Origin of the sequence: Streptomyces sp. NPDC006925 (assembly GCF_042869575.1) — a bacterium.
GTDB lineage: Bacteria > Actinomycetota > Actinomycetes > Streptomycetales > Streptomycetaceae > Streptomyces.
The window spans coordinates 211,498-230,930 of the sequence record NZ_JBIAGB010000007.1 but is presented as its reverse complement, the minus strand read 5'-3'; the positions used below and the strand labels follow the sequence as shown (position 1 = coordinate 230,930).

Sequence of the window (19,433 nt, the reverse complement as noted above, 5' to 3'; positions counted from 1 at the left end):
GGCGGCAGCCGCTGCGGCCCCTCGGCCGGATGCCGCAGCGGCTGCCCCCAAGGAGCGAGTGGCAGCACCTGCTGTCCGCTTTTCGGGTGCCCTGGTCGGCAGACGCGGCAGCAGCGGGGTACCGACCAAGCGTCCGAGGCAGCTCCGTCCCGCACCGTCGTGCGCAGCGATCGGCATCCCATCCCGCGCCACCCGGCGACGGGCGGGTCCCCGGCCGGTCGCCCCGGTGCCCGACCGCGGCCGGGCACCGGGGCGGCAGCAGCGCGGAACTGCGGGTCGCCGGAGCGCCGCGGGACGGAAAGGAGTGGGAACCGTTGACGGTGGGTGGAGCCTCGGCGTGGCTGCTGTCGGCGGGCGTGCCGCTGCTCCTCCTGGCGCTGAGCCTGCCGGTGTGGCACTGGCGCTGGCCGCGGGCGCCGGCGCTGCTGCGCGAGGCGGCGCTCGTCTCCACGGTCTTCCTGATCTGGCAGATCCCGGCCCGGATGTCGGCGGGGAACCTGCGGCCGGCTCTGGAGCGGGCGCGGTGGATCTACCACTGGGAGCAGCGCCTGCGCCTGCCGGACGAGGTGGACTGGCAACAGGCCGTGCTGCCCCATCCGTGGCTGGTGCAGGCCGCCAACTTCTACTACGCGGTGATGCACTTCGGGGCGATGGCGGCGCTGCTGGTCTGGCTGTTCTGGCGGCACCGGGACTCCTACGGCAGGGTGCGCACCTACGTCGTCCTGGTCACGGTGGTCTCCCTGCTGATCCAGCTCGTCGCGGTGGCACCGCCGCGCCTGCTGACGCGGCTCGGTTTCGCGGACACGGCCGAACGCTACGGGCAGTCGGTCTACGGCAGCGGTCCGGGCAGCGTGGTGGCCGACGAACTGTCGGCCGTCCCGTCCGTGCACGTGGCCTGGGCGGTCCTCGTCGCCGCTGTCGTCATCCGGGTGAGCCGCCGGCGGGTGCGCTGGCTGGTGATTGTCCACCCGCTGCTGACCCTTGCCGTGATCGTGGTGACCGCCAATCACTTCTGGCTCGACGCCGCGGCCGCCGTCGCCGTCCTGGGGGTGTGCGCGCTGCTGCAGTGGGCGGTGGGGGCCTGCGCACACCGGCTCGCCCGAGCTGTCCGGCGCACCCGCGTCTCGGCGGACAGCCCGGCGGGTGGGAGCACGGATCCGCCCGGCCCGCCGGACGGGTCAGGGAGCGCCGAGGGAGCAGACCGCGGCTCCCGGAACCCGCACCACCCGCGGGAGTGACGGCAGCCCCGCGTACGGGCGGCGATCCGGGGGCTGCCGGTGTGTCCTCTTCGTCCGGGACCGTGCGGGCCCTAGGCTGCGCGGGCCGACAGTTCCGGCGCTGCCCAGCCTGCCGGGACTGTCGGTCTCCGGCCGCCGCGGCTCAGCGCAGTTCGCTGAAGCGTTCGGTCGCCCGGGTGCGTCCGGCCACGATGAGAGTGTCGTCCGCTTGGACCACCGTGTCGGGTGTGGCGTAGCTGAAGCCCTCGCCGGGCCGTTTGATGGCGACGACGGTGACGCCGTAGCGGGTGCGGACGGCGCTGCTGGACAGCGGGATGTCGAGGATGTCGGGCGGCGGGGTGGTCTTGACCATGGCGAAGTCGTCCTCGAACTCGATGTAGTCGAGCATGCCGCCGCGGACGAGGTGCGCGACGCGCTGCCCCATGTCGTGCTCGGGGAAGACGACGTGCTGGACACCGAGCTGGGTGAGGATGCGGCCGTGGGCTTCGCTGGTGGCCTTCGCCCACACGTTCTCGATCCCGAAGGAGATCAGCAGCGAGGCGGTGAGGATGCTGGCCTCCAGATCGCTGCCGATGGCGACGACGGCGCGGTCGAACTCGTGGACCGCGAGCTGCCGCAGGGCGTCCTCCTTCGTGGAGTCGGCGCGCACGGTGTGGGTGAGCGAACCGGAGAGGGACTGGACGACCTCGGGGTTCTCGTCGATGCCCAGGACCTCGGTGTCCTCGTCCACGAGTTCGAGTGCCAGGGACCGGCCGAACCTGCCGAGCCCGATGACCACCACGGACTCGTGTTGGGAGCCGCGGCGGTTCCGGTTGCTGCGCTTCCTAGCCAATGACGGGTCGCTCCTCGGGAAGATCGTACATACGGACGCGCAGCCGCAGGGCCAGCGCGGAGGCGACGGTGATGGGACCGAGCCGCCCGATGAACATCAGTACCGTCAGCAGGACCTGCTCACCCCCGGGCAGTCCGGAGGTGATGCCGGTCGAGAGCCCGACGGTGGCGAAGGCCGAGGTCACCTCGAACAGCGACTGGTCCAGGCTGAAGTCGGTGAAGACCATGAAGACCAGCGTCGAGGTCGCGACGGCGGCCACCGAGAGCAGCACCACCGTCAGGGCCTGCCGCTGCAGGTCGCCGGGCAGCCGGCGGCGGAAGATGTCGACCGCGCCCTCGCCCCGGATCTCGGCGTAGAGCACGAAGAACAGCACGGCGAAGGTGGTGACCTTGATGCCCCCGGCGGTACCGGCACTGGCGCCGCCGATGAACATCAGCACATCGGTGCCCAGCCAGGTGGCCGGGCTCAGCGCCCCGGTGTCGACGCTGTTGAAACCCGCGGTGCGCGGCATGACGCCCTGGACGAATCCGGCCAGCAGCTTCCCCGGCACGTCCAGCGGCCCCAGCGTCGCCGGGTTGTCCCATTCGAGAGCGGTGACGAACGCGCTGCCGCCGACCAGGAAGACCGCGGAGGCACCGAGCACGATCTTGGTGTGCAGGGACCAGGTGCGCGGCCTGCGGAATCTGCGGCGCAACTCGAACAGCACCGGGAAGCCGAGCCCCCCGGCGATCACCGCGCCCGACAGCGGCAGGCAGATCCACGGGTCGGTGACGAAACCCATCAGGCTGTCGGAGTAGAGCGCGAATCCCGCGTTGTTGAACGCCGAGACGGCGTGGAAGACACCCAGCCACACCGCGCGCGGCAGGGACTCACCGTAGGCGGTGGCGAACCGCACGGCGAGGATCGCCGCGGTGACCGCCTCCAGCAGCAGGCTGACCTTCACCACGCGGACGACGACCGTGCGCACGTCCCCCAGGCCCAGGGTCTTGGTCTCGGTCGCCGCGGTGAGCCGGGCCCGCAGCCCCATCCGGTGGGAGACCAGCAGCACCAGCCAGGAGGCGAACGTCATGATCCCGAAGCCGCCGACCTGGATCAGCGCGAGGATCACCGCCTGCCCGAACCCGCTCCAGTAGTCGGGGGTGTCGACCACCACCAGCCCGGTCACACACACCGCGGAGGTGGAGGTGAAGAGCGCCTCCAGCCCGGTGGCCGAACCCGCCCCCGCCTTGGCCACCGGCAGCGTCAGCAGACCGGTCCCGATGCCGATCGCCACGGCGAAGCCGACCACGACCATCTGGGCAGGGTGCCGCACACGGGGCCGCCACCGGGTCACCACAGCAAGCCCTCCGCCCCGCAGACACGTCCGACGTTTGTTCGCACCGGGAGACGATATGCAATCGCGCCGCGTCCCGGGAACCGGTACCCCCGATGTCTCCACGGACCTGCCCCGCAGGCCGGGAACCACCCAGACGTCGCCGCAGCGGCGGGAGAACAGCCAAGGCCGCAGCAGCGGGAGAACGGCCGAGGCCGCAGCCTGGTCGGCTGCGGCCTCGGCATCCGGTACCGGCACCTCCGGTGACGGCTCCCGGGTGTACTACTTCTCGGCGTCCTTGGACGTGCTCTTGGCGGAGGACTCGACCGCGTCGGAGAGCGTTCCGTTCTCGAGGCTGTCCTCGAGCGCGGCCACCGTCTGGTCGATCAGCTCCTCCTGCTGCTTCTGCTCCTTGGCCCGCAGGTACGCCTGGCGCTCCTGGTGGAAGGACTTCAGCGTGGCGATGCACATGCCGATCATCACGATGCTGAACGGCAGCGCGATGACGATCGCCGCTGTCTTCAAGGTGTTCAGCGACGCGGCTCCGGCACCGAGATCGGAGGCCAGCAGCAGCGCGATGGCGACGGCACCCTCGGCCAGCGCCCAGAACACCCGGCTCCAGACCGGCGGGTTCGGGTCGCCGCCGGAGGCCAGCATGTCGACCACGTACGAGCCGGAGTCCGAGGAGGTGACGAAGAACAGCACGATCAGCAGGATCGACACACCGGCGACGAACTTGCCGCCGGGCAGCGTGTCGAGCATCTCGAACAGCGCGTTGTTGGTGCTGATCGCGTCGTCGTGGACGTAGTCGTGCTTGTCGTTCATCTGCTGGAAGAGGCCGGTGCCGCCGAAGATGGCGAACCAGACGAAGGTCAGCAGGGTGGGGACGAGCAGCACGCCGCAGACGAACTGACGCACCGTACGACCCCGGGAAATGCGGGCGATGAAGATGCCGACGAACGGCGCCCAGGAGATCCACCAGCCCCAGTAGAAGACGGTCCAGCCGTTGACCCAGCTGGTCCCCTCCTTGCCGTGGGCCGCGCCGGTGTCGAAGCTGAGCTGCAGCACGTTCTGCAGGTACCCGCCGACGTCCTGCGCCAGCCCGTTGAGCAGGAAGACCGTCGGCCCGGCGATCAGCACGAAGAGCATGATGATCGCTGCCACACCCATGTTGATGTTGGACAGCCACTTGATGCCCTTGCCGATGCCGGTGACCACCGACACGGTGGCGATGCCGGTGATGCAGGAGATCAGGACGACCAGCAGCAGCTTGCTGTTCGGGTCGTCCACCCAGCCGAGGAAGTGCATTCCGCTGGCGACCTGCATGACGCCGAAGCCGAGCGAGGTCGCCACACCGAAGAGGGTGCCGATGACCGCGACCGAGTCGATGACGTTGCCCAGGACGCCGTTCACCCTGTTGCCGAGGATCGGCTCCAGTGCCCAGCGGATGGAGACCGGACGCCCCTTGCGGTGCACGGAGTAGGCGACGGCCAGACCGACGACCACGTAGATCGCCCAGGGGTGGATGCCCCAGTGCAGGAACGTCTGCACCATGGCGAACTGCTCACGGTCGGCCGCTCCCTCGCCGATGCCCGGCCGGGGTGCGTGGAAGAAGTTCAGCGGCTCGGCGACGCCCCAGAAGACCAGACCGATACCCATGCCTGCGGCGAACAGCATGGCGAACCAGGAGAGCGTACTGAACTCCGGCTTCTCATGGTCCTTACCGAGCTTGATGTCCCCGTAGCGCCCGATCCCGATCCAGATGACGAAGATCACGAAGAGCGAGACCAGAGCCATGTAGAACCAGCTCAGGTTGCCGACGATCTCGTCCTGAACCTTCTGCACCTGCTCCGCGGCCGTGTCCTGGCCGATGACGGCGTAGAGCACGAAAAGCAGGATGACGACGGCCGAGGGGTAGAAGACCCACGGCGCGATCGAGCCATCTCTCGGTGGCGCCGGAGGCTTCGCCTCCGGCTCTTGGTCAGAAGTTCTGGCCGTTGTCTGCGCAGCCACGCGTTCATCCTTTGCGGTCAGGTTCATAGGCCACCAGGTCGAAGGGAGTCTCCGGCCTGTCGCGGCAGCTGCCCCAAAACCCTCATGTCATTCATTACGAAAGGATTACTGTCAACAGGCAAAACGGAACGAGACGTTCATCACAGCGCGCTCGAGTCGAGCCCAACCGCCTGACCAGCACTTCTTTCCTCACATCGGCGGACGCAGGTCAAGCCCGCCGACCCGTTCGCGCCCGAAATCCGGACCAGGCACACACAGCGATGGGTAACGGATCAGCCACACACCGCCCTGTGCGGGTGGCGTGGACAGCTCGGTGCACGGCGGTCGCCTGCTGCCCAGCCCCCGCGGAAGCGCGGCGCACTCCGGCGCAGCGCCGAACGCAGCCGCGCCCCCGAAACCGGGCTCACGTGTCATTCCCGCACAGCTGGGAACCCCCGCACCAGTAGCCACCCGTACTCAGCACAGCATGGCCCGGCCGGGCCGGGTCAGCGGGACGGATCCACCATGACCAGCGGATACACGGGTCCCGGGGATTTCGGTCGGGACCCGTTCGAGGAGTTCATCGCGCACTTCCTGCGCGGAGCCCGGCCCGGGAACGGCGGACAGTTCAGCGATCCCCGCTACTACGACTTCCTCCGGCTGATGAGCGAGCCCGCACGGCAGCTCGTCTCCGACGCTGCCTCCTACGCGGCCGAGCACGGCAGCGACGACCTGGACACCGAGCATCTGCTGCGGGCGGCGCTCGCGGCCGAGCCAACCCGCAGCATGGTCTCCCGGGCCGGGGCCGACCCCGACGCGCTCGTCGCCGAGATCGACCGCGAGGTCGGGACCGGGCAGCCCCGCAACTCGCTGTCCGTCAGCCCCGCGGTCAAGCGGGCGCTGATGGACGCGCACGAGATCGCACGCGCCCGCGGCGCCTCCTACATCGGTGCCGAACACGTGCTGGTCGCGCTCGCGGCCAACCGCGACTCCACCGCCGGGCAGATCCTCAACTCCGCCCACTTCGACCCCCGTTCGGCCACCTCGGGCGGCGGCCCCGGCGCCGGGCAGGGCGGCGGAGCGGAGACACCGGCCCGCGGCGGTCCCGAGGCCCGCCCCAGCAACACTCCCAAGCTGGACAAGTTCAGCCGCGATCTGACCGAGCTGGCCCGCGAGGGGCGGATCGACCCGGTCATCGGCCGGGACGAGCAGATCGAGCAGACCGTGGAGGTCCTCGCCCGGCGGGGCAAGAACAACCCGGTACTGATCGGAGAGGCGGGCGTCGGGAAGACGGCCATCGTGGAGGGCCTGGCCCAGCGCATCGCCGACGGCGACGTACCCGACAACCTGCTGGGCCGACGGGTGGTCCAGCTCGACTTCGGCAGCGTCGTCGCGGGCACCCGCTACCGGGGCGACTTCGAGGAGCGGCTCACCGGCATCATCGACGAGATCCGCGCCCACACCGAGGAACTCATCGTCTTCATCGACGAGCTGCACACCGTGGTCGGGGCCGGAGGCGGCGGGGAGAGCGGGTCGATGGACGCGAGCAACATGCTCAAACCGCCCCTCTCTCGGGGCGAGTTGCACGTCATCGGCGCCACGACCCTGGAGGAGCACCGGCGCTACATCGAGAAGGACGCGGCACTGGCCCGCCGCTTCCAGCCGGTCCTGGTCCCCGAGCCCACCGCGGCGGACGCCGTCGAGATCCTGCGCGGCCTGCGGGACCGCTACGAGGCCCACCACCAGGTGCGCTACACCGACGAGGCACTCGTGGCCGCTGTGGAGCTGTCCGACCGCTATCTGACCGGGCGCTTCCTGCCCGACAAGGCCATCGACCTGCTGGACCAGGCGGGCGCCCGGGTGCGGTTGCGTACCGCGACCCGCGGCACGGACGTACGGGCGCTGGAGCGCGAGGCCGAACAGGTGCGCCGCGACAAGGACCAGGCGGTGGCCGCGGAGGACTACGAGCGGGCCACGCAGCTGCGGGACCGGCTCACGGAGCTGGAGGAGGCGATCGGCCGGGACGGGCACAGGCAGGAGACCCGCTCCGGCCACCGGATCGTGGAGGTCACGGTCGAGGACATCGCCGACATCGTCTCGCAGCAGACCGGCATCCCGGTCAGCAATCTCACCCAGGAGGAGAAGGAGCGGCTGCTCGGGCTGGAGGAACGGCTGCAGCAGCGGGTCATCGGGCAGGACGAGGCGGTCACGGTCGTCGCCGACGCGGTGCTGCGCTCGCGCTCCGGCCTCTCCAGCCCGGAGCGGCCCATCGGCAGCTTCCTCTTCCTGGGGCCCACCGGGGTCGGCAAGACGGAGCTGGCCCGGGCGCTGGCGGAGGCACTGTTCGGCTCGGACGAGAAGATGGTGCGGCTCGACATGAGCGAGTACCAGGAGCGGCACACCGTCAGCCGGCTGGTGGGCGCCCCGCCCGGATACGTGGGGCACGAGGAGGCCGGGCAGCTCACGGAGACCGTGCGGCGCAACCCCTACTCGCTCCTGCTGCTGGACGAGGTGGAGAAGGCGCACCCCGACGTCTTCAACATGCTGCTGCAGGTCCTGGACGACGGGCGGCTCACCGACTCCCAGGGCCGCACGGTCGACTTCACCAACACCGTCATCGTGATGACCAGCAACCTCGGTTCGGAGGCCATCACCGGACGCGGCGCGGTGCTCGGTTTCGGCGGCGGCGAGGAGGCCGACGAAGGCGCCCGGCGGGAGCGGGTGCTGCGGCCGCTGCGCGAGCACTTCCGCCCCGAGTTCCTCAACCGCATCGACGAGATCGTGGTCTTCCGGCAGCTGGACGACGCACAGCTGCGGCAGATCACCGACCTGTTGCTGGAGGAGACCCGGCGCCGGGTGCACGCCCAGGACCTGGAGATCGAGTTCTCCCCCGCAGCCGTCGGGTGGCTGGCCCACCGGGGCTACCAGCCCGAGTACGGCGCCCGTCCGCTGCGCCGCACGATCCAGCGCGAGGTCGACAACCGGCTGTCCCGGATGCTGCTGGGCGGCGATCTGGCGCCGCACTCCAGGCTGCTGGTCGATGTGGCGGACGGGCAGCTGGAGTTCCGCTCCGAGGGTCGTGCGGACCTGGCCGGGGCCCGACGCTGAGGCGCGGCCCCGCCCACCGCCGCGGGACGGGCCGGGGCACGGTGCGGCTCCGGGCACGGCTCCGGGCCGGGTCGCCCGGCGCTGAGCGGAACAGCTCAGGACACGGGAGACGGGCCGGCCGGGGTGAGGAGGTCGCTGCGGCGGGCGGGGCGGGTGAGGGCGAGGAGCGCCTGGTCGTCCTGGGCGGGGCCGGAGCTGTGCCGGTGCACATCCGTGACCAGGAAGTCGAGCACGGTGGGCGGGTCCGCCGGGTAGCCGGTGTTGCGCCGGTAGGCGTCCAGCATCTGCGAGATCCTCTCGGCCGGCTGGTAGAAGGTACCGCTGCGGTCCCGGGCCTCGGTGACGCCGTCCGTGAAGCACAGCAGTGTCCCGCCGGGCGGCAGGTCGTAGGTCTCCACGGGCGAGGCCCAGGAGCCCAGCGTCGTGATGCCCAGCGGTGGCGCCTCCCGGGCGGGCTCCAGCACGCGGGCCGAGCCCGCCGGATCCAGCAGCAGCGGCGCGGGGTGACCGCGGTTGACGAGTCGGATCTGTTCCAGGTCCTGGGTGAACTCCACCAGCAGCGCCGTGGTGAAGCCCTCGGCCTGTTCGAGTCCGCCCTGCCGCTCCCCCTCCCGGACGAGCGTCTCCTCCAGGGTCTCGACCACGGTGGGCAGATCGGCGCAGTGGTCGGCGGCGTAACGGAAAGCGCCGATGTCGGCGCTGACGACCGCGATGGCGGACAGTCCCTTGCCGCGCACGTCGCCGATCATCGCGCGCACCCCGTAGGGCGTCTCCTGGACCACGTACAGGTCGCCGCCGATCAGGGCGGTCTCGTCGGCGGGCACGTAGCGGGCGGCGACCTGCAGTCCGCCGGTGCGCTCGGGCGGGGTGGGCAGCACCGCCTGCTGCGCCACCTGTGCGGCGTGCCGGGCCTTGTCGGCAGAGGCGTGGTGCGAGCGCAGGGTGCGGTTGAGGCCGACCGCCAGCGCGGTGATGGCCACCAGGGTGAGCTGGGTGCCGATGCCGCTCTGCGGCCCGAACGTGCCGTTGGAATAGGCGAGCCCGGCCTGTGCCGCCATCGCCGCGACTCCCACCGCGATGATCGTCGGAGGTTCCAGCACCGGCGCCGCCACCACCGGTGCGACCGCGAGCAGCGGCGCCGTGGAGACCCAGTGGCGCGCCAGCAGGTCCAGCCCGACCGCGAGCACCAGCACCCCGGCGGGCACCCACCGGTAGATCCGTCGCCACACCCACACCTGACTCACCCGGACATCCTGCCCCGCGACCGTGCCGCCGCGCGCGTCCCCGCACCGCCGGGTCGGAAGGTTGTGGCACACCTCCGCCCGCCTGCCCGCGCAGGCCGGTCGCCGAGGGGCTCCGCACGCTCTCCCGGTGGGGACGGACCGGCGGAGCGGCCCGCGCGGCCGGCCTCGGCCGGCTCCGGTACGCCGCACGGCCGCCACCCGGCCGTGCCTCCGGTGGCACCGCGCACTCCCGCGCGCCCGGTCGGCGCCCGTCGGCGCGGCCGTCTCAGGGCGCGGTCAGCGCGGTGAAGTCCCGCACGAAGCGGGTGAGGAGGCGGGCGAGGGCCGCGCGGTCCGGTTCGGGCCAGTCGCGCAGGGCTTCGGCCACGATGCTGCCGCGGAACTCCCTGACGCGGGCGAGCAGTGCTCTCCCTTCGCCGGTGAGCACCAGGAGTGAGCGCCGCCCGTCCCGCTGGTCGGCCTCCCGGCGCAGCAGCCCGGCGTCCTGCGCCTGAGCGGCCAGCCGACTGGCACGGGGCTGGTCGACCCCGAGCGCCGCGGCCGCCTCGGTGACGGTGAGGGCGCTTCCCGCCTCGTCCTCGGCCGCGACCGCGTCCACGAGTTCGACGACCGCGTCCGGCAGCCCGGCGTGCGGTCCCGTGCGCTCACCGCGCCGCTCCGCGAGCCGGGCCAGCGCCCGCCGCTTCTGCGCCCGGCGCAGCGCGACCAGCGCGGACTCCAGTGCCGCGACATCGGGTTCCGGGTTGTCCACGGCACGCTCCCCACTGCCCAGGCCACCGTATGGCCAATCACATTCACATGTTATTTTACATGTATTACTCCCTGGGGACGGAGCACCGGCATGGACGCGACCAAGCCCATCGGCTACTGGCTCAAGCACCTGGACAACCTGCTGGAGCGGCAGTTCGACGCCACCCTCGCCGATCTGGGCATCGGCCGTCGGCACTGGCAACTGCTGAACACGCTCAGTCGCGGCCCGGCCTCCCGTGAGGAGCTGACCCACGCGCTCGCCCCCTTCTGGCAGGCGGGCGCGGCGGAGCCGGCGGAGGTCCTCGACGGCCCCGGGAACAGCCTCACCGCCCGCGGATGGGCAACCACCGGGGGGCAGAAGATCGCCCTCACCGCGGAGGGCCGCGCCGCGCACGCCCGGATCGCCGACCGGATCGCGCACAGTCGCCGCACCGTACTGGGCGAGCTCACGCCCGAGCAGTACACCGCGACGGTGCGGACTCTCTCGTTCATGGCCGCGAATGTGGAGGCCGACCTCGCCTCCGGCGGGCGCCCGGCCTGAGGCCTGAACGCATGGCCTCCGGCGACAGCAGCCCCCGGACGGCCCACCCCGGCCGGGCTCCGCGAGGTCGGGCGCGGCCGGCTCCGGGCAGACGGACCGACTCAGGCAGGCGGGGCCGGCAGCGCGGCGAGCCACTCGGTCAGGATCCGGTTGATCTCCTTGGGACGCTCCTGCTGGATCCAGTGGCCGCAGTTCTCGAGGATGTGCGAGGCGTGCAGCCCGGGGAGGGTCGCGGGGTAGGCGTCGATGGCGTCGGCCATCCAGGTGGTGGAGGCGTCCCGGCCGCCGCCGACGAACAGCGAGGGCTGGGTGAGCGGTGCGCCGTCGAAGTCCGCGAGATCCTCCCAGTCCCGGTCCATGTTGCGGTAGCGGTTGAGCGCCCCGGTGAAACCGGTGCGCTCGAACTCCCCCGCGAAGAAGTCGAGCTCCTCCTCGGTCAGCCAGGAGGGCAGTCGGCCGGTGGGGAACCGGTCGCGCATCCGGCCGCCGGGGGCGACGAAGTGCGGGCCGGGCGCGTCCGCCGGCATGGTCTCCGCGGACAGCGCGGCGTAGACGCCCGCGAGCCAACCGCGCACGTCGGGCTCGATCTCGCTCTCCGCCCGGCCGGGCTGCTGGAAGTAGGAGATGTAGAACTCCTCGCCCCTGCCGATCCGGGAGAAGACCTCGGAGGGCCGGGGGCCGCCGCGCGGGCTGTAGGGAACGCTCAGCATCCCCACGGCCCGGAAGACGTCCGGCCGCAGCAGACCGGAGTTGGCGGCGATCGGCGAGCCCCAGTCGTGCCCGACGACGACGGCGGTCCGCTCCCCCAGGGCGTGCACGACCGCGACGTTGTCCTCCACCAGGTCGAGCATCCGGTAGGCGGCCGTCCCGGCGGGCTTCGAGGAGCGGCCGTAGCCGCGGACGTCGAGCGCGACGGCGCGGTATCCGGCCGCGGCCAGCACGGGCAGTTGGCGGCGCCAGGAGAACCAGGACTCGGGGAAGCCGTGCACGAGCAGCACCAGCGGCCCGACGCCCTGTTCGACCAGATGGATCCGCCCCGCCGGGGAGGGAACCAGCCGGTGCGTCGGGGTCCGGATCGGATCGGTCTGGTCGGTCTGGTCGGTGGCCTGCCGGGACATCTACCCCTCCGGAGCTGCTGAACTCGCGAACGCCGCACCCGGCCGACCGGCGACCGGGCACCCTGGCAACGATCATGGGGCCTGCCCCGCCCGAACGCCACCCCCCGCATCCCGCTGGGGCGTTGCCGGTGCCGGACGCGCCCGCCGTGCCCGCCCGCCGTCAGCTGTCCGCCCCGAAGCGCGAGCCGACGGCGGGCAGCAGCCGGAGCTTCTCGTCGCTCTCCGAGCCGGGGACGGCCGTGTACACCAGCAGTGCCTGGCCCTGGTCCGGATCGAGGAGCACCTGGCAGTCCACCTCGATCTCCCCCAGCTCGGAGTGCAGGAACCGTTTCGGCTCCACCCGGGGCGCCCCGACCTCATGGGCGCTCCAGTACCGGGCGAACTCCTCGCTGGCCGCGAGCAGTTGTTCGACCAGCGCCTCGGCCCGGCTGCCCCGGCCCTGCCGGGAGTAGGCGGCCCGCAGCCCCGAGGCGAAGAACCGGCTGTGCCGCGGATGGTCCTCCTCCGGGAACAGCAGCCGGGTGGCCGGATCGGTGAACCAGCGGTAGTACAGGCTGCGGGCCACTCCGGTGAACCGGGACTCGTCACCGAGGAGCCCGGTCGCCAGCGGGGTCTGCCAGAGCGTCTCGGCGAGGTCGTTGATGACCTGCGCCGGGGTGTCGTCCAACCGGCCCAGGATGCGCATCAGTCCGGGAGTGATGTGGTCCGAACCGGCCCGCGGAGGTGCGTTGTGTCCCGCGAGCCGGAAGAGGTGGTCCCGCTCGGGGAGCGACAGATGCAGCCCCTGGGCGATCGCGGCCAGCATCGGCGCCGAGGGCTGCGGTCCGCGCTGCTGCTCGAGACGGCTGTAGTAGTCCGTGGACATGCCGCTCAGGGCCGCCGCCTCCTCGCGGCGCAGTCCCCTGGTCCTGCGCCGCGGACCGCGGGGCAACCCCACGTCCTCCGGTTGCAGAGCCTCCCTGCGGGTACGCAGGAAGTCCGCGAGCTGCGCTCGGTCCACGGTCTGCCACTCCCTGTCCGTCGCTCGCCGGTACGGTGCCATTCTCCCTCCCCCGCGGTCGCCTACAGCAGCATGCCGCCCGATGCCTCGATGCGCTGGCCGGTGATCCAGGACGTGCCCTCGGCGAGCAGCGCCGCGGCGGCGGCACCGATGTCGTCCGCCTCGCCGACCCTGCCCCTCGCGGTGACCGCACCGAGAGCGGACCGGGTCTCCTGCCGGTCGCGGACGGCGCCGCCGCCGAAGTCGGTCGCGGTGGCACCGGGGGCCAGCACGTTGACGGCGATTCCGCGCGGCCCCAGTTCCTTGGCGAGATAGCGGGTGAGGACCTCGACCGCGCCCTTCGCCGCCGCGTAAGCGGACGTCTCGGCGGCGACGAAGCGGGTCAGCCCGGTGGAGGTGTTGAGGATCGTGCCGCCGTCCACGAGCAGCGGCAGCAGCGCCTTGGTGAGGAAGAAGACGCCCTTGACGTGGACGTTCATCAGCCCGTCGAATTCCTCCTCGGTGGTCTCCACGAACGGCCTGTGCACGCCGTGTCCGGCGTTGTTGAGCAGGATGTCGAAGTCCTCGCGGTCCCAGTGCTCCTTGAGCACCCCGCGCACGGTGTCGGCGAAGGCCGGGAAGGCGGCGGTGTCCGAGGCGTCCAGCGGCAGCGCGACCGCCGTCCGGCCCAGCGCACGGAGCTGCGCGACGACGGCCTCGGCCTCGGCCGCGTGCGAGCGGTAGGTGAGCAGCACATCGGTGCCGGCCTCGGCGAGGTGCAGCGCGGTGCTGCGGCCCAGTCCGCGGTTGGCACCGGTGATCAGAGCGATGCGGGTCATGCCGTGTTCTCCGTTCACGAAGCGGGTTCCTGCAGCTCAACGATGCTGCGGGCGGGGAACGGGAGGAAGGCAGCACCTGTCCGGGGATCGCCGGTCCCCCCCCTTAGGGTGCGAGGGGGGCGGTGGAGAACAGGGCTTCGACCACCGTGAACTTTTCCGTCCGCCCCGCCGTCGAAGGCTGTGCACGGTCCGACAGCGGGGGACAGCACGAGCAGGGACACGAGCAGGGAGTCGACGAGAGCGATGGCACCGGACGCGGACATGACCTACGCCACCCCGAGGGCGAACCGGCGCGCGCGGACGGCCCCTGCCGCGGGCGGCAGCTCCCTCGCGCGGCGCGCCCGCCTCCGGCATCCGGCGAGAGCCGCCGCGTCGGCCGCCGCGGCGCTGGTGGCGGCGGGACTGCTGGCCGGGTGCGGCAGTCAGGACGGCGGCGCCCCGGAACTCCGGCGGGTCTCCGGTGAGGCGACGCCCGCGGGGATCTCCCCGTCCGGCAAGGAGAAGGGCGACAGCGCGAAGGACGGCGACAGCAAGGGCAAGAAGGGCGACGGTGGGAGCACCGAGCCCTCTGCTTCGTCCTCCGAAGGCTCCGGCAGCTCCGCGGACGGCGGACCCGGTGGCGGCGGCACGGACGCCGGCGGCGACGGCACCGAGCCCGGCTCCGGCTCGGGAGGCGCGTGCGCGGCCTCCGACCTCACGGCGTCCATCGGCCCCAACCACCCGGGGGCCGGCCAGCACCACCACGCGCTGGTCTTCACCAACAACTCCGGCAGCTCCTGCACGATGAGCGGCTTCCCGGGGTTCGCCTTCGTCGACGCCTCGGGGAACCGGGTCTCCGTCCCCCCGCAGCGCGAGGGCAGCAGCGCGCAGCAGGTCGAGCTGGCGCCCGGCTCGAGCGCCTGGGCGCCGCTGTCGTTCGCCGACCCACGGATGACGGGTACCGCGACCGTCACCCCGGACGGCGCGCTGCTCACCCCGCCCGACCAGCAGTCCTCGCTGCGGGTCGGATGGTCCGGCGGTCCGGTGACCGCTTCGGGGGACGCATCGGTGCCGAAGATCGGCCCGGTCTCCCCCGGCACCGGCGGCTGAGCGCCCCGCCCCGCACGCGATCGGCAGACCTTTGGAAGGAACCGGATGAGCGACCGGCACACCGACGAGCCCCGCACCCCGGAGGCGGAGTCCGCACCGTGGTGGGGAGGCACTGGGCCGGTGGGCGGAATCGTGCTGATCCTGCTGGGCGTGGGGGCGGCCGCCGCCCTCTTCCTCACCGGCCACGCGGCTCCGGACACATATCCGAACCTGTACGGGGCCGCCAAGGTCGTGGCCGTCGGTCTGGTGGTCGCGGGCACCGGCCTGCTCGCCAAGCGGCGCCGCACGCGTGAGACGTGCGACGCCGCCCGGCCGGACGAGGAGCGGTAGCCGGGCACCGGGACCCGGCCGGCCGCTCAGTCCGCGGCGGACCGCGGGCGCAGCACCACCGGGAGGGTCTGGTGACCGTTGCTGATGAGAGAGGGAACGGGGCGCAGCTCCTCCTCCGGGACGCCCAGCCGGGCGTCGGGGAAGCGGGCGAAGAACTTCTCCAGCGCCGTGATGCCCTCCAGGCGGGCGAGCGGGGCGCCGAGGCAGAAGTGCACCCCGTGGCCGAAGGCGAGGTGCTCGGGGCCGGGATCGGTGCGGGTGAGGTCGAAGGTGTCCGCGCTCTCGCCGTGCCAGTCGGGGTGCCGGTTGGCGGCGGCGTACGAGGCGAGGACAGGCTCGCCCTTGGCGATGACCTGCCCGTCGGGCAGCGGGATGTCGCGGACGGCGAAGCGCAGCGGCAGGTGCTTGACGGCCGGTTCGAAGCGCAGCGTCTCCTCGACCACGCCGGCCCAGTCGGCGCGGCCCTCGCGGACGAGCGCCAGCTGCTCGGGGTGGGTGAGCAGCACGGTGATGGCTTGGTCGAGGAGGTTGACCGTGGTCTCGTAGCCCGCGCTGATCATCAGCAGCAGGGTGTCGCGCAGTTCGGCCTCCGAGAGCGCGGACCCGTCTCCCTCCTCGTCCCGCGCGTCGATGAGCAGGGAGGTCATGTCCTCGCCGGGCTGCTCGCGCTTCTCGGCTATCAACTCGTCGAGCACTCCGTAGAGGCTCGCGGTGTTGGCGGCGGCCTCCTCGGGGGTCAGCGTGGTGGCGAAGACGTTGTCGACCAGTTGGCGGAAGCCCGCACGACGCCCCTCCGGCACCCCCATCAGATGGCAGATCACCTGGATGGGCAGCGGGTAGGCGAACAGCTCCCGCACATCCGCCGCTTCCCCTTCGGGGGTGCGCGCCAGCACGTCCAGCAGGTCGTCGACGATGCTCTCGACGCGCTCGCCGAGCGCCGCCACCCGGCGTGCGCTGAAGGAGGGGGCCACCATCCTGCGCAGCCTGCGGTGGTCGCTGCCGAACGAGGTGAACATGTTCTCCACCGCGACCCACAGCGCCAGCGGCCAGGTGGGAACCGTCTCGGCGAACTGCGGCCAGTGCTGCCGCGCGTCCTTGGAGACATCCGGGCCGGTCAGCAGCTTCTTGAGGAGGACCGGGTCGCTGACCGACCAGGCGGTGACGCCCAGCAGGTCGACCCGGGTCGCCGGCCCCCGCGCATGGAGGGCCTTGTGTTCACCGTGCGGGTCGCTACCGGTGGGATCGAGAGTCAAAAGCTCGGGAACAGACACGGTGAGTCGCAATCTCCGTTCGGGGGGCGGGGAATTGACGCGGTGACGCCTGCCCACAGTACGAGCCGATCACGCGTCCGTGTAGGGGTCAGACGGTGCAAGATCATCTCACGTTGTGCGGCATGCGCCAGGGCCCGGGCGCCCCGGCCCACCGGCCGCACGCTCCACAGGGGCGCCCGGCGGGTGCGGTTCTCTCCCCGTGCCGGCCCGGACGGGCTTCCGAAGGCGGTACGCGCGGCGAAAAGTTGGCGGTGCGTCGCATCCTTCCCGGCGCGGCCGAGGCCGGGGGCGCAGTGGTGGCCCGCGGCCGATCCCCGGGCCGCTCCCGGGCGGTCGGCGGACGCACTCGGGACGGGTCATGCCGCCCCGGGCACACCGGCGGGCCGACCGCCGCCGCCCCGGCGGGAACCGGGCCGGCCGGCCGCGGTCCCGGCCGGGTACCCGGCGCCGGATCCCCTCAGTTCCCGCCCAGGGACACCGCACCGCCCAGCAGCGTGCCCAGGGCCTTCTCCGCGGCCTTGAGTGCGGCCTGTTCACGGGGGGTCAGCTCGTCGGTCTTCGGCACGGGGGCTTCGGCGGCCGCAGCGGCGGGTGCCACCGCGAGGACGGTCGTGGCCAGCAGCGTGGCCAGGGCCAGTACGGATCGACGGAACATGCGCGCTCCTCAGGAGACGTCTGGGGCAGTACGCCACCCAGCGTCCGGGAGCGGTCGGCGGCGGTGCGGGCGGCCGGTCCGGTGCTGCTGCGAACGGACCAGCCGGTGCCACTCGTGCGGCCGTTACCGAGGGTTCACTGTTCGACACCGCCGAGCAGCCGCTCCGCGCGTTCCTCCACCAGTCGTACCGCACCGGGCTGGCGGCCGGGGACCCGGCGGCGCAGGAGGACCAGTTCCGGGGCCAACTCGCGGGCGGTCTCCCCCTCGTCCAGGCACTGCCACTGGTGGTGGGCCCGGTCCACGGCGCCCTCCACCTCCAAGGCCCGCTCGGACTCGCCGCGTTCGAGACGCCCACGGGCAACCCGCAGCCACAGTTCGCAACTGCGGGCCGGGGCACCGGCCAGCCGGGCGAGGTCGGCGCGGACCTCCACCCAGTGCAGCGCTCCTTCCGAACCGGGCCCCTCCGTACGCTCGGCGGCCTCCTCCCAGCCCACCGCGAGCGTCTCGGCCTCCTCGTGGCGGCCGGCGCGGGCCGCAGCCATGATCGTTTCGTGCGGGTCCTCGGCCGGCTCCGTACGCGGACCGCGGGCCGCCGGGGGCGGCGGCGCGGGCTGGTGCCGGGAGGCCGCCCCGTTCCCGGGCACCGGCTCGGCACCGGTCTGCCCGTGCGGAGCCGGGACCGCCAGCGGGTGGGGAGCGGCAGGCTGCCACTGGGCGGGGAGGTCCGGCGGGGGCTGGTGCTCCCATCCGGTCGGGCTCACGGGTGCGGCAGCGGGTTGGTAGCCGTCCGGCGGTCCGGCCGCCGGCTGCGGGACCGCCACAGGTGCCGCGGCCGCGGACGAGGCGACGAACAGCGCCTGCTCGTGCTCCGTCGTTCCGGAGACGGCCGCCGCCCGCTGATGCAGTTCGGCGAACGGCATCCGGCCGCCCGCCCGCCACAGCCGAATGCACTCCATCAGATAGGCGGGCTCCACGGGGGCGTTGCCGCCGCGCAGCCGGCGCCACGCGGACTCGCGGCTGTGCCGGACCACGCGGCCCAGCACGGCCACCCCGTGGGCGTCCGGCAGGCCGCCCACCCGGACCGCCTCCCACGCGCCGGGCTCGGTGGCCACATCCAGCAGCACGGTGGTCGACCCGGGAGGCCGCACGGCCAGCTCCGCGGTCAGCCACTCCCAGGGCAGCCCGCTGTACCGCACCGCGGCCGAGTGCTGGCCGGGCGCTCCCAGTCCGATGTGCAGCCCGCCCTTGCGCGGGTCCTTGCGCAGTTCTCCCACCACGACCACCAGGAGCCGGCCGGAGGCACCGGCCACCAGGCGCACGCGCGCCAGCACCATCTGCGGATCGACCGGACCGGCCAGTTCCACGACGTTCACCGCGCCGGGACCGGCGGTGTGCACGTCCGCACCGGCGAGTATGCCGCTCCAGGACACTCCGCCCAGGCCCGCCATCACGACGCCGACGTCCATCAGGCCCCCGCCGACACCCGCCATCACCAGCACTCCGTCGCTCGCGCCTTCGGAGCCCGCACCCGGAACCGACACCAGAACCCCCCACACACCAAACCGATCAGAACACGGACAGTTGTCAGCCCAAGGCCCCGGTGGGCCGTTGCCGCCACGCGGAGCGCAGGCGGCCCTGCCCGGCCGTGCCGGGCCGGTGGCGCGCTCCCGCCGGGCCCGCAGCCGAGCCCCTCGCTACGGCGACCTCCAACCCTTCGACGGCGGACTCCAATTCAACACGACGGCGTCGGCGTCGGCGATCCGGCTGCCGCCACCTGCCCCGACCTCGGGGGACATTGCGGCTGATTCGGACGCGGTGCCGGTTCGCCACCCTCAAGAGTGAATTCCGCGTGGCTCACTCCGATGGTTGGCATGTGGCTCCGGCGCGGAGTGAAGAGCGACAGCCCGACCAGCAACACATCAAGAATGCTATCGAATTTGGCTAAATCGATCTGCGTCGATCACAGAAGAACAATGGCGCGGCAATTCCTCGCTCGGAGGTTCGACACCGAACCGGCTTTCATGCAGGGCGACTGCTCGTGCAATTGCCGATGAATTTGCACGGTGCAGAAGCTCGTGGCGCCCGACGCATCTGGAGCTGTAGCTTCCGCAGGAGGGGAACCGCGACGGAGGGAT

General features: G+C 72.3%; 16 protein-coding genes. 5 read left to right on the top strand and 11 right to left on the bottom strand.

Annotated features, from left to right (window positions below; genetic code table 11):
* Positions 1-320: 320 nt before the first annotated feature.
* A complete protein-coding gene (locus ACFYNS_RS13035; protein WP_388602660.1) occupies positions 321-1,238 on the top strand; it encodes a phosphatase PAP2 family protein in 918 nt (305 codons plus the stop codon).
* Positions 1,239-1,380: 142 nt separating this feature from the next.
* Here ACFYNS_RS13035 and ACFYNS_RS13030 read toward each other — a convergent pair whose 3' ends face one another.
* From ACFYNS_RS13030 to ACFYNS_RS13020, 3 genes are all read right to left on the bottom strand, one after another.
* Entirely contained in the window at positions 1,381-2,070 is a 690-nt protein-coding gene (locus tag ACFYNS_RS13030; RefSeq protein ID WP_360295681.1) for a TrkA family potassium uptake protein, read from the bottom strand.
* Positions 2,063-3,382 carry a TrkH family potassium uptake protein gene (locus tag ACFYNS_RS13025; protein WP_388602590.1) on the bottom strand — a complete coding sequence of 440 codons (1,320 nt, stop codon included), beginning with the start codon at positions 3,380-3,382 and terminating at the stop codon, positions 2,063-2,065. Before ACFYNS_RS13025 ends, ACFYNS_RS13030 begins: the two co-directional genes overlap by 8 nt.
* 282 nt (positions 3,383-3,664) lie before the next feature.
* Complete coding sequence (locus ACFYNS_RS13020; RefSeq protein WP_360295687.1) at positions 3,665-5,395, bottom strand: BCCT family transporter; 1,731 nt, start codon at positions 5,393-5,395, stop codon at positions 3,665-3,667.
* Positions 5,396-5,899: 504 nt separating this feature from the next.
* On the opposite strand from ACFYNS_RS13020, the gene ACFYNS_RS13015 reads away from it, so the two are divergent.
* Positions 5,900-8,482, top strand: a complete 2,583-nt coding sequence (locus ACFYNS_RS13015; protein WP_360295690.1) for an ATP-dependent Clp protease ATP-binding subunit — start codon at positions 5,900-5,902, stop codon at positions 8,480-8,482.
* Positions 8,483-8,577: 95 nt separating this feature from the next.
* Here the strand turns inward: ACFYNS_RS13015 and ACFYNS_RS13010 are convergent, their stop codons facing one another.
* Positions 8,578-9,726 (bottom strand): PP2C family protein-serine/threonine phosphatase, encoded by a 1,149-nt coding sequence (locus tag ACFYNS_RS13010; RefSeq protein ID WP_360295693.1) that lies wholly within the window; start codon positions 9,724-9,726, stop codon positions 8,578-8,580.
* A 265-nt stretch (positions 9,727-9,991) separates the two neighbouring features.
* On the bottom strand, positions 9,992-10,477 hold the full coding sequence (locus tag ACFYNS_RS13005; protein ID WP_360295696.1) for a MarR family transcriptional regulator: 486 nt from the start codon (positions 10,475-10,477) through the stop codon (positions 9,992-9,994).
* Positions 10,478-10,567: 90 nt separating this feature from the next.
* Here ACFYNS_RS13005 and ACFYNS_RS13000 point away from each other — a divergent pair, with 90 nt between their 5' ends.
* Positions 10,568-11,017 carry a MarR family transcriptional regulator gene (locus ACFYNS_RS13000; RefSeq protein WP_388602585.1) on the top strand — a complete coding sequence of 150 codons (450 nt, stop codon included), beginning with the start codon at positions 10,568-10,570 and terminating at the stop codon, positions 11,015-11,017.
* Positions 11,018-11,118: 101 nt separating this feature from the next.
* Here ACFYNS_RS13000 and ACFYNS_RS12995 read toward each other — a convergent pair whose 3' ends face one another.
* The 3 genes from ACFYNS_RS12995 to ACFYNS_RS12985 all read right to left on the bottom strand — a co-directional run bounded on the left by ACFYNS_RS12995 (position 11,119) and on the right by ACFYNS_RS12985 (position 13,953).
* Positions 11,119-12,135, bottom strand: coding sequence for an alpha/beta hydrolase (locus tag ACFYNS_RS12995; protein ID WP_360295698.1), 1,017 nt, complete (start codon positions 12,133-12,135; stop codon positions 11,119-11,121).
* Positions 12,136-12,295: 160 nt separating this feature from the next.
* Positions 12,296-13,135 carry a helix-turn-helix transcriptional regulator gene (locus tag ACFYNS_RS12990; RefSeq protein WP_388602582.1) on the bottom strand — a complete coding sequence of 280 codons (840 nt, stop codon included), beginning with the start codon at positions 13,133-13,135 and terminating at the stop codon, positions 12,296-12,298.
* 62 nt (positions 13,136-13,197) lie between these two features.
* The gene (locus tag ACFYNS_RS12985) at positions 13,198-13,953 is read right to left on the bottom strand and encodes an SDR family oxidoreductase (protein WP_360295704.1); all 756 of its coding nucleotides are present in this window, start codon (positions 13,951-13,953) and stop codon (positions 13,198-13,200) included.
* A gap of 243 nt (positions 13,954-14,196) precedes the next feature.
* Here ACFYNS_RS12985 and ACFYNS_RS12980 point away from each other — a divergent pair, with 243 nt between their 5' ends.
* Both ACFYNS_RS12980 and ACFYNS_RS12975 read left to right on the top strand, forming a co-directional pair.
* Complete coding sequence (locus ACFYNS_RS12980; RefSeq protein WP_388602579.1) at positions 14,197-15,042, top strand: DUF4232 domain-containing protein; 846 nt, start codon at positions 14,197-14,199, stop codon at positions 15,040-15,042.
* Between the two features lie 45 nt (positions 15,043-15,087).
* The gene (locus tag ACFYNS_RS12975; protein WP_388602576.1) at positions 15,088-15,372 is read left to right on the top strand and encodes a hypothetical protein; all 285 of its coding nucleotides are present in this window, start codon (positions 15,088-15,090) and stop codon (positions 15,370-15,372) included.
* A gap of 26 nt (positions 15,373-15,398) precedes the next feature.
* On the opposite strand, the gene ACFYNS_RS12970 is transcribed toward ACFYNS_RS12975, so the two are convergent.
* The 3 genes from ACFYNS_RS12970 to ACFYNS_RS12960 form a co-directional block, all read right to left on the bottom strand.
* Positions 15,399-16,643: a cytochrome P450 gene (locus ACFYNS_RS12970; RefSeq protein WP_360295711.1), complete on the bottom strand. Its 1,245-nt coding sequence runs from the start codon at positions 16,641-16,643 to the stop codon at positions 15,399-15,401.
* A 457-nt stretch (positions 16,644-17,100) separates the two neighbouring features.
* Complete coding sequence (locus ACFYNS_RS12965; RefSeq protein WP_360295713.1) at positions 17,101-17,298, bottom strand: hypothetical protein; 198 nt, start codon at positions 17,296-17,298, stop codon at positions 17,101-17,103.
* Between the two features lie 134 nt (positions 17,299-17,432).
* Positions 17,433-18,839: a hypothetical protein gene (locus ACFYNS_RS12960; protein ID WP_360295716.1), complete on the bottom strand. Its 1,407-nt coding sequence runs from the start codon at positions 18,837-18,839 to the stop codon at positions 17,433-17,435.
* Between the last annotated feature and the right edge of the window lie 594 nt (positions 18,840-19,433).

Bases quoted from the DNA above. Each gene is read 5' to 3' on its own strand.
- ACFYNS_RS12985 (WP_360295704.1), bottom strand. From the start codon at position 13,953: ATGACCCGCATCGCTCTGATCACCGGTGCCAACCGCGGACTGGGCCGC.
- ACFYNS_RS12975 (WP_388602576.1), top strand. From the start codon at position 15,088: ATGAGCGACCGGCACACCGACGAGCCCCGCACCCCGGAGGCGGAGTCC.
- ACFYNS_RS12980 (WP_388602579.1), top strand. From the start codon at position 14,197: ATGGCACCGGACGCGGACATGACCTACGCCACCCCGAGGGCGAACCGG.
- ACFYNS_RS12965 (WP_360295713.1), bottom strand. From the start codon at position 17,298: ATGTTCCGTCGATCCGTACTGGCCCTGGCCACGCTGCTGGCCACGACC.
- ACFYNS_RS13000 (WP_388602585.1), top strand. From the start codon at position 10,568: ATGGACGCGACCAAGCCCATCGGCTACTGGCTCAAGCACCTGGACAAC.
- ACFYNS_RS13015 (WP_360295690.1), top strand. From the start codon at position 5,900: ATGACCAGCGGATACACGGGTCCCGGGGATTTCGGTCGGGACCCGTTC.
- ACFYNS_RS12995 (WP_360295698.1), bottom strand. From the start codon at position 12,135: ATGTCCCGGCAGGCCACCGACCAGACCGACCAGACCGATCCGATCCGG.